Consider the following 9,308-nt stretch of genomic DNA (forward strand, 5'->3'; position numbering starts at 1 on the left):
GGCCGCCGCACCGGTGCGGCGGCCGACACGGAGACGGACCACGACCGGATCGCGATGACCCGGCCCGGCGATACCTTCGACGACGAGGACGGACCGGACGTTCGCTGGAACGGGTCCGGCGGCGCCGGCGTTTCGAGAGAAGGCCTACAGGAAGGGGTCGGGGCCGGCCCATCCGTAGGTGTCGCGCTGCCGGATCTGGGCCAGCTCCTCCTCGGACAGCACACGCGGGCGTCCGATCTGGCGGGCCCGGAGGTAGGTGGCGCAGAGCCAGTCGAGCAGGCGCAGGTTCTCCAGGGCGTGCTCCAGGTCGCGGCCCAGCGCCACTCCGCCGTGTCCCGCCAGCAGTGCGGCGTCCCGGCCCTTGAGCGCCTTGACCGCCTGGTCGGCGATGTCACCACCGCCGTACGGCATGTACGGGGTGACGGCGACGGCTCCGCCCAGGCCGGCGGCGCGGTGGTGGATCGGGGGCAGCTCCACCTCGACGGTCGACACGGCCACCGTGTCGGCCGTGAACGCGTTGACCACGGCGGTGACGTCGCGGTCGTGGTCGGCGGCCTGTCGGTGCACCGCCATGTGCAGGGTGGTCTCGGCGGCCGGATCGCGCCGACCTTCGAGCATCCGGTCGTCCAGGGACATGACCGGGCAGTCCTGGGGCTGGATCTGGTCCAGCGGCACACCGTGCGGGGTGACGACCACCAGCTCGCCGCTGCGGACGCTGACGGTACCCGCTTCGCCGGGGGCGGCACCCGTGTGCCGGGCGATGGAGCGGGCGGTCAGACAGACGTCACGGCGTTCTTGTTCGAGCAGCATGCGTTCCTCGATGGGGTTCGCGGGCGGCGGTCGCACGGGGGACGACCCGGGCGAGCGGGACGAACCGACTTAGGTACACCTAATGTACGTCAAAATCTTGTTCTTGTATTCCCCAGGGCGGAGTGTCCCGTGCTTGCGGTCTCGGCCGTCGACGTAGGTCTGTGGCGAGGCCGGTGACCGAGGCCACTGAGGGGCGTCCCCAAAGGCACATCGGATGTTTTGCCTGTTCAGTGGGCTTATGGGACGTTGTGTGAAGTGTCCTACGAAAGAGGTCGTTTGTGACTATCAATCCCGGGCAGATGGGCTCCGTGAACCAGAGCAACGCAACCCTGCCGTCCGTGCCGTACCTGTCCGCCCCCGGGACGGCCACCGCCACCAGCCTGTACATCGATGGGGAGTGGCGTGCGGCGAAGAACGGACGGGTCCGGGAGATCCTGGATCCCGCCGACGCCTCCGTTCTGACCGTCGTCAGTGAAGGTGACCGCGCCGACACCGAGGCGGCCATCGCCGCCGCCCGACGCGCCTTCGACACGGGGGAGTGGCGCCGCACCGACGCCGCCCACCGCGGCCGCGTCCTCGACAGGATCGCCGACCTGCTGCAGCGCGACCGCGAGGAGATCGCGGTCATGGAGTCCCTCGACACCGGTAAGACCATCGAAGAGGGGGGCATGGACGTCGACGACGTCACCGATGTCTTCCGTTACTACGCCGGTCTGGCCGACAAGGACGCGGGCCGACTGGTCTCCGCACCCGAGGGCGTGCACAGCAAGGTCGTGTACGAGCCCGTCGGTGTCTGCGGCATGATCACGCCTTGGAACTACCCGCTGCTCCAGCTCGCCTGGAAGATGGCCCCCGCCATCGCGGCCGGGAACACCATGGTGATCAAGCCCAGCGAGGTCACCCCGGTCACCACCGCCAAACTGGTGGAACTGTCCACCGAGGCGGGTGTCCCCGCGGGTGTGGTCAACCTGGTCCTGGGCAGTGGCCCCGAGGCCGGCGCGCCCCTGTCCGAGCACCCCGACGTCGACCTGATCTCCTTCACCGGTGGACTGGTCACCGGGCGCCGGATCATGGCGGCGGCCTCCGAGACCGTCAAGAAGACCGCCCTGGAGCTGGGTGGCAAGAACCCGAACATCATCTTCCCCGACGTCGACCTGGACACCGCCGTCGACTACGCGCTCAACGCGGCGTTCTTCCACTCCGGGCAGGTGTGTTCGGCGGGTGCGCGCCTGATCGTGCACGACGACATCCACGACGCCTTCACCACCGAACTCGCTCGCCGTGCCGAGGCCATCCGTATCGGCCGCGGTCAGGACGAGGGTGTGCGCTGCGGCCCGTTGGTGTCCGCCGAACACCGCGCCAAGGTCGAGAAGGCCGTGGCCCGGGGCGTGCAGGAGGGTGCCCGGATCATCGCCGGTGGCAGGCGCCCCGACGAGGCCGAACTGCGTGACGGCTACTTCTACCGCCCCACCGTGTTCGTGGATTGCGACCGCTCCATGGACATCGTGCAGACCGAGGTGTTCGGCCCGGTCGTGACCGTCGAACGCTTCGAGACCGAAGAGCAGGCGATCGAACTCGGCAACGACACCGACTACGGGCTCTCCGGCGGCGTGTGGACCGACGACACCGCCCGTGGCGAGCGCGTGGCCGCCGCCCTGCGCCACGGCACCGTGTGGATCAACGACTACGGTCCCTACTTCCCCGGAGCGGAATGGGGCGGCTTCGGTCGCAGCGGGATCGGCCGTGAGCTGGGCCTGGCCGGACTCGACGAGTACCGCGAGGCCAAGCACGTCTACCGCAACCTGGCCCCCGAACCGCAGCGCTGGTTCGGCTGACCGACATCGGCCCCGGTGACGACAACGCCCAGGGCCAACGGCCACCCGTCGGCGCGGAACCGTCCGCCGCGTCGACGGGTGTCCCCTCGACGACCGAAGAACGTCAAAAGAACAACCGAAGACATCACCATCGCGACAACAGGTCGGTTTCCCCGGCGCCCCCCGCGAGAGATCAACGAGAGGAATCGGTCCGTGGCCGATCAGGAACACACCTACGACTACGTCATCGTCGGTGGTGGAACGGCGGGTTCGGTGATCGCCAATCGCCTCACCGAGGACCCCGACACCACCGTCTGCCTCATCGAGGGTGGTCCCGACGACCGGGACCTGGAGCACGTGCTCCGGCTCCGTGACTGGCTGAGCGTCCTCGATGGCGAACTCGACTACGGGTACCGGACCACGGAGCAGCCCAACGGCAACTCCCACATCCTGCACTCGCGCGCCCGTGTACTAGGCGGCTGCTCTTCGCACAACACGCTGATCAGCTTCCGACCGTTCGCCGAGGACCTCGACGAATGGGTCGCCGCCGGCGCCGAGGGCTGGGACAACGCCACCGTTCAGTCCTACGCCGACCGGATCAAGTGCAACATCATCCCCATCGCCGAGAAGGACCGCAACACCATGGTCAAGGACTGGGTGTCCTCGGCCTCGGAGGCGGCGGGAGTCCCGGTCGTCGAGGACTTCAACGCCCTCACCTCGCACGGTGGCGGCTTCGCCGACGGCACCGGCTTCCTGTCCATCGCCTACGACCCCTACACCGGCTACCGGTCCTCCGCCTCGGTGGCGTACCTGCACCCCATCATGGACGTGCGCGAGAACCTGACCGTGCTGCTGGAGACCTGGGTCGACAAGGTCCTGTTCGACGGCGACCGCGCCACCGGCGTGAGCGCGACGACCTCCGGCGGTGAACGGATCACCGTCAACGCCCGCCACGAGGTGGTCCTCGCGGCCGGAGCCGTCGACAGCCCCCGTCTGCTGATGCTGTCCGGGGTCGGTAACGCCGAGGACCTGGAGTCGGTGGGGATCACGTCCCACCACGACCTGACCGGGGTGGGAGAGAACCTCCAGGACCACCCCGAGTCGATCATCATGTGGGAGACCAACGAGCGGGTCCCCGAGAACACCGTGATGGACTCCGACGCGGCCCTGTTCGTGCGCCGCGACGAGAGCGACCCGCGCCCCGACCTGATGTTCCACATCTACCAGATCCCCTTCGACGACAACACGAAGCGGCTGGGCTACGACTCACCCGAGGACGGATACGCGGTCTGCATGACCCCCAACATCCCGCGGTCCCGTTCCCGGGGTCGGCTCTACCTCACCTCCGACGACCCCAAGGTCCAGCCGGCCCTGGACTTCCGCTACTTCACCGACCCCGACGGATACGACGAGCGGACCATCGTCGACGGGTTGAAGATCGCCCGTGAGGTCGCCGCCACCGAACCGTTCAAGTCCTGGATCAAGCGCGAGGTCGCCCCCGGCCCGAAGGTCCGAAGCGACGAGGAACTGTCCGAGTACGGACGCCGCGCCGCCCACACCGTCTACCACCCGGCGGGCACCTGCCGGATGGGCGCGGCCGACGACGACGGAGCGGTCGTCGACCCCCGCCTGCGTGTTCGCGGACTCAAGGGACTGCGGGTCGCCGACGCCTCGGTGTTCCCGACCCTGCCCACCCCCAACCCGATGGTCATGGTCCTCGCCCTGGGTGAGCGCGCCGCCGACCTGATCCGTCAGGACCGGTCGGCCGAGAAGGAGGAGAGCCGATGAGTACCCAGGCCACCGAAACGACACCGGACTCGGACACCTCGGACGTGACCTTCTCGGTCCGCAACCTGTGGAAGATCTTCGGCAAGAACGCCGACAAGGTCATCGGTACCGACCTGGAACGTGCCGACCGCGACCACATCAAGAAGGAGACCGGCTGCACCGTCGCGGTGCGCGACGTCTCCTTCGACGTGCGTCCGGGCGAGATCTTCGTGGTGATGGGCCTGTCCGGGTCCGGTAAGTCCACGCTCATCCGGTGCCTGACCCGGCTGATCGAACCCACGTCGGGTTCGGTGCGGCTGGACGGTGAGGACATCGAGCAGGCGAGCGACCAGCGCCTGCGCGAACTGCGTCGACACAAGATGGCGATGGTCTTCCAGCACTTCGGGCTGCTGCCCAACCGCCGGATCATCGACAACGTCGCCTACGGGCTCGAAGTGCGCGGTATGTCGCGCGAGGAGCGCTACACGCGCGCCCGCGAGATGATCGACATGGTCGGGCTGTCCGGGTACGAGAACGCGCGCCCGGGCGAACTCTCCGGCGGCATGCAACAGCGCGTGGGTCTGGCCCGTGCCCTGGCCGTCGACCCGCAGGTCCTGCTGTTCGACGAACCGTTCAGCGCGCTGGACCCGCTGATCCGTCGCGACATGCAGAACGAGGTCGTCCGGCTGCAACGCGAGCTGAACAAGACCTCGGTGTTCATCACCCACGACCTCCAGGAGGCGCTCAAGCTGGGCGACCGCATCGCCATCATGCGCGACGGCGAACTCGTCCAGGTCGGCACCCCCGAAGAGGTCGTGGGACGTCCCGCCAACGCCTACGTCGCCGACTTCACCTCCGACGTCGCGCGCACCACCGTGCTCACCGCCCGGTGGCTGGTGCGCGACGCGTTCCCGGAGGAACGCACCGACGGGCCGACCACCGAGCCCGGCACCGTCCTGGCCGAGGTCCTGCCGATGCTCGCCGCCAGTACCGCTCCTGTCCGAGTCGTGGAGGGCGACACCCTCCTCGGCTACGTGGGCCGCGACGACGTGCTCCGCGCCATCGCCGAGGACCAGTTGCACGACGTGGACCAGGTCGCAGCGATCGTGGAGGAGACGGTCGAGGAGATCCCCGCGGACGCCGTCGACCACGGCGACGTCACGTCGCCCGGGGACGGTGCGTGACATGGCCACGGTGACCGAATCGGCCGGCGCCGGGACGACCGGCCCGAAGGGGACCAAGGGCACGGGTTCCGGGCCCGGGGGGTTGCTGCGCGGCAGTACCGTGCAGGCCCTGTTGGTGGTCGTCGTGCTCGTCGCCGGCTACTGGGCGGCCCGCCTGATGGGCGATCCGTCCTGGGCGGGCGGTTTCCCGACGGCGATCGGCGACCGCTTCATGGCGTGGCTCGACGGGATCTACGCCTGGGTCGTCGAGAACCGCAACGACAGCCCACTGTTCCTCTACTTCTTCAACTACATCTCGGTGGGACTGGGATCGGCGGTCGTGCTGATCAACCAGTTCCTGGACTTCCTCACCTGGTTGGGGGTGACCGCGCTCGGCCTGTTCGTCTCCTGGCGGTTCGCCGGGTGGCGAGTGGCGCTGCTGGTGCTGGCCACCTTCGCGGTGTTCGCGCTGACGGGCCTGTGGAACGAGTCGATGACGACCCTGTCGCTCATCATCACGGCGGTCTTCATCGCCCTGCTGTTCGGTATCCCGCTGGGCATCCTCGCCGGACGCAGCGAGGCGTTCTACCGCGGTCTGCGACCGGTGCTGGACTTCATGCAGATCATGCCGGCCTTCGCCTACCTGCTGCCCTTCGTGCTGCTGTTCGGCATCGGCAACCCGGCGGCCGCCGTCGTCACCGCGGTGTACGCGCTCCCACCGGTCGCGCGGATCACGGCGCTGGCCATCCGCGAGGTTCCCAAGGGCGCGGTCGAGGCGACGACGTCGCTGGGTTCCACGCCCTGGCAGATCCTCACCAAGGTGCAGCTGCCGTTGGCCAAGCGCACCATCCTGCTGGGCGTGAACCAGACCATCATGCTCGCGGTCTCCATGGTCGTGATCGCGTCGGTGATCGGCGCCGGTGGCCTGGGTGACGCCATCTACCAGGCCTTGTCCAAGGTCAACGTCGGGCAGGCGTTCCAGGCCGGTGTGGCGATCGTGATGCTGGCGATCGCGATGGACCGGGTCACGGGCGCGGTCGGCCACGGCACGCACGCCCCGAAGCTCCCCGAGCGGTACCGTCTGCCGGTTTCGGCGATCGGTCTCGCCGCGATCATCACCGCCGCCGCGGCCGGTCGACTCTTCGGGCTCGGAGGTTGGTCGCGCGACGTGGCGGTCGACATCGCGGACCCGGTCAACGTCGTCTACGAGTGGATCCAGGCGAAGATCGGCGGCTTCACGGCGGCGATGGGAACGTGGCTGCTGGACTGGGTGCTGAGCCCGCTCAGCGACCTGCTCACCGGTTCGCCCTGGTGGTTGGTGGTCCTCGCCGCCGCCGCGCTGGGTCGGATCTTCGCTGGTCCGCGCATCGCCATCGTGTCCGCGGCGGCCTTCGTCGCCATCGGTCTGCTGGGTGTGTGGGACAACGCCATGGACACCCTGTCCCAGGTGCTGGTGGCGTCCGCGCTCACCATCGTGCTGGGCGTGGTCTTCGGTGTGCTGATGTCGCGCAACGACGTCTTCGCCGCGATCCTGCGGCCGATCCTGGACGCCATGCAGACCCTGCCGCCGTTCGTGTACCTGATCCCGGCGGTCGCACTGTTCACCATCGGTCGGGTTCCGGCCCTGGCGGCGGCGGTCATCTTCGCGCTGCCTCCGGTGATCCGGCTGGTCAACGACGGGATCCGCGGGGTGCCGGCGGGCACCATCGAGGCGGCCGAGTCGCAGGGTTCCACCAGGTGGCAGCTGCTCACCAAGGTGGAACTGCCCATGGCGCGCGGCTCGCTGCTGCTCGCCATCAACCAGGGCATCATCCTCGTGCTGTCCATGGTGGTCATGGGCGCGCTGGTGGGCGCCGGTTCGCTCGGCTTCGACGTGGTCTTCGGGCTCTCCCAGAACCTCCTCGGGCTGGGTCTGGCCTCCGGCCTGGCCATCGTCTGCCTGGGACTGTTCCTGGATCGGGTCACGCAGGGAAGGAGGGCACAACGTGCCTAGGTTGCTGAGAAGGGACACCCTGCTCCGGTTGGCCGCGGTGGGGCTGGCGATGGTGATGGTGAGCTCCTGCGCGGTGCGAACCGACCAGATCGCCAGGGACCCGAACACGGTGCGTATCGCCGTCAACGGGTGGGTCGGCTACGAGGCCAGCGCCGTGGTGTTGGAACACATCCTCAAGGAGGAGATGGGCTACCAGGTACAGCTGGTCCGGTTGGAGGAACAGCCCTCGTGGCAGGCCCTCGACCAGGGCGTCCTGGACGTGATCCTGGAGAACTGGGGCCACGAGGACCTGTACGAGCTGTACGGACCCGAAGGCAACGACACCGTCGTGGACGGTGGGTCCACCGGCAACGACGGTGTGATCGGTTGGTACATGCCCGCCTACGTGGCGGAGGAGTATCCCGAGATCACCACGCTGGAGGGGATCAAGGAGCACGCCGACATCTTCCGGACCGCCGAGACCGGCGACAAGGGCGAGTTCCTGGGCGGTTCGCCCGGCTTCGCCACCCAGGATCAGGGGATGATCAACGCCTTCGACCTGGACATCGAGATCGTCTACGCCGGTTCCGAGGCGTCCCAGGTCACCGAGGTGCGCCGCCGGTACGCGAACGAAGAACCGGTCCTGTTCTACTTCAACGAACCGCAGTGGCTGCAACAGGAACTGGACCTGGTCAAGGTCGACTTCCCCGACTACTACGACGGTTGCGACGCCGACCTGGAGTTCGTGGACTGCGACTACCCGCTCTACGACCTCAACAAGATCTTCCGCAAGGGCTTCGTCGAGGACGGGGGCCACGCCTACCGGTTCCTGGACAACTGGCACTGGACCAACGCCGACCAGAACGAGGTCGCGGCGATGATCGCCGACCAAGGACTGGACCCGTCGGAGGCCGCGGAGATCTGGGTGGAGGAGAACCCGGACGTGTGGCGTGAGTGGCTCCCCGAGGGCTACGAGAACCGCTGATCACACGCGATGCGAGGGGCGGGGGCCGGTGGGTCCCCGCCCCTCGTTGTTCCGGGAAGGGCGCCATCCGGACGTGGGGCCCTCCTCCAGGCCGAGGCCGAACCCGAGGGAGCGCAGGGACCACGTCTTGAGGAGATCGACACCGGGTGCCGGTCACCGTTCCGGCGCGGGCGTGGCGGCAAGGAGCAGGCCGGGCGACCATGGTCGACTCGGTGAAGGCAGCGAGGTGGTGCCCCTCGGCGAAGCCCTTTCGGCGTGGTCGTGTCGAACGGAATCCTTGCTCTGCGGGGTGGTAGAGGTGAGAATCCCTCATGTCTTCGCCCTCCCACAGAGTGGACCCGCATGCACCAGGGACGACTGGTCACGATGCTCGGCACGGTCCTGCTGCTGGACGTGCTCCGGATCTTCCTGCCCTCGTTGATCACGCTCTTCGGACAGGCCGGCGCCACCGGACCCGAGTTCATGGGCGCGTTCGCCCTCGTCTGGTTCCTGGCGCCCCTTCCGTTCGTGTACCTGGCCCGGTGGGTTCCGCCCCTGGCGCCGGCGCTGACCGCGGGCGGGCTGCTCGCGGTCGGCCGGGTGGCACTACAGGCCACCGAAGGCGGAGATCCACAGCTGTACCCGGCCTCGTCCCTGGTCGGCCTGGGAGTAGTGGGACTGGTGTGCACCGTGATGGCCACGGTGACCGACGGTCGGGTGAGCGCACTCGGCGTGATGACCGGGGTGGTCTCCGGTGTGGCGGCCTCGGCGGCGTTGCACACGGCACTCGGCACCGTCGACCCGCTGTGGCGGGACGG

General features: G+C 68.5%; 6 protein-coding genes and 1 pseudogene. 6 read left to right on the top strand and 1 reads right to left on the bottom strand.

Translation table 11 applies throughout. The features are described 5' to 3' along the window. Nucleotides 1-144: 144 nt before the first annotated feature. Nucleotides 145-810 (bottom strand): class II aldolase/adducin family protein, encoded by a 666-nt coding sequence (locus K8V84_RS15375; protein WP_304075418.1) that lies wholly within the window; start codon nucleotides 808-810, stop codon nucleotides 145-147. Nucleotides 811-1,109: 299 nt separating this feature from the next. Here K8V84_RS15375 and K8V84_RS15380 point away from each other — a divergent pair, with 299 nt between their 5' ends. The 6 genes and pseudogenes from K8V84_RS15380 to K8V84_RS15405 form a co-directional block, all read left to right on the top strand. After that, nucleotides 1,110-2,645 (top strand): aldehyde dehydrogenase family protein, encoded by a 1,536-nt coding sequence (locus K8V84_RS15380; RefSeq protein WP_304075428.1) that lies wholly within the window; start codon nucleotides 1,110-1,112, stop codon nucleotides 2,643-2,645. A gap of 192 nt (nucleotides 2,646-2,837) precedes the next feature. Beyond that, complete coding sequence (locus tag K8V84_RS15385; RefSeq protein WP_304075421.1) at nucleotides 2,838-4,412, top strand: GMC family oxidoreductase; 1,575 nt, start codon at nucleotides 2,838-2,840, stop codon at nucleotides 4,410-4,412. Next, complete coding sequence (locus K8V84_RS15390) at nucleotides 4,409-5,575, top strand: glycine betaine/L-proline ABC transporter ATP-binding protein (RefSeq protein WP_304075423.1); 1,167 nt, start codon at nucleotides 4,409-4,411, stop codon at nucleotides 5,573-5,575. Before K8V84_RS15385 ends, K8V84_RS15390 begins: the two co-directional genes overlap by 4 nt. A 1-nt stretch (nucleotide 5,576) precedes the next feature. Next, on the top strand, nucleotides 5,577-7,547 hold the full coding sequence (locus tag K8V84_RS15395; RefSeq protein ID WP_304075426.1) for a proline/glycine betaine ABC transporter permease: 1,971 nt from the start codon (nucleotides 5,577-5,579) through the stop codon (nucleotides 7,545-7,547). Nucleotides 7,548-7,596: 49 nt separating this feature from the next. Continuing rightward, a complete protein-coding gene (locus K8V84_RS15400; RefSeq protein WP_304075430.1) occupies nucleotides 7,597-8,511 on the top strand; it encodes a glycine betaine ABC transporter substrate-binding protein in 915 nt (304 codons plus the stop codon). Nucleotides 8,512-8,853: 342 nt separating this feature from the next. After that, nucleotides 8,854-9,308: pseudogene (locus tag K8V84_RS15405) on the top strand (endonuclease); the annotation flags it as partial.

It is taken from the genome of Nocardiopsis listeri, assembly GCF_020741345.1.
In the GTDB taxonomy this organism is placed as follows: domain Bacteria; phylum Actinomycetota; class Actinomycetes; order Streptosporangiales; family Streptosporangiaceae; genus Nocardiopsis; species Nocardiopsis listeri_A.

What these genes read in the sequence shown, in the direction of transcription:
- K8V84_RS15375 (WP_304075418.1), bottom strand. Translation starts at nt 810, where the DNA reads ATGCTGCTCGAACAAGAACGCCGTGACGTCTGTCTGACCGCCCGCTCC.
- K8V84_RS15380 (WP_304075428.1), top strand. Translation starts at nt 1,110, where the DNA reads ATGGGCTCCGTGAACCAGAGCAACGCAACCCTGCCGTCCGTGCCGTAC.
- K8V84_RS15390 (WP_304075423.1), top strand. Translation starts at nt 4,409, where the DNA reads ATGAGTACCCAGGCCACCGAAACGACACCGGACTCGGACACCTCGGAC.
- K8V84_RS15395 (WP_304075426.1), top strand. Translation starts at nt 5,577, where the DNA reads ATGGCCACGGTGACCGAATCGGCCGGCGCCGGGACGACCGGCCCGAAG.
- K8V84_RS15400 (WP_304075430.1), top strand. Translation starts at nt 7,597, where the DNA reads ATGGTGATGGTGAGCTCCTGCGCGGTGCGAACCGACCAGATCGCCAGG.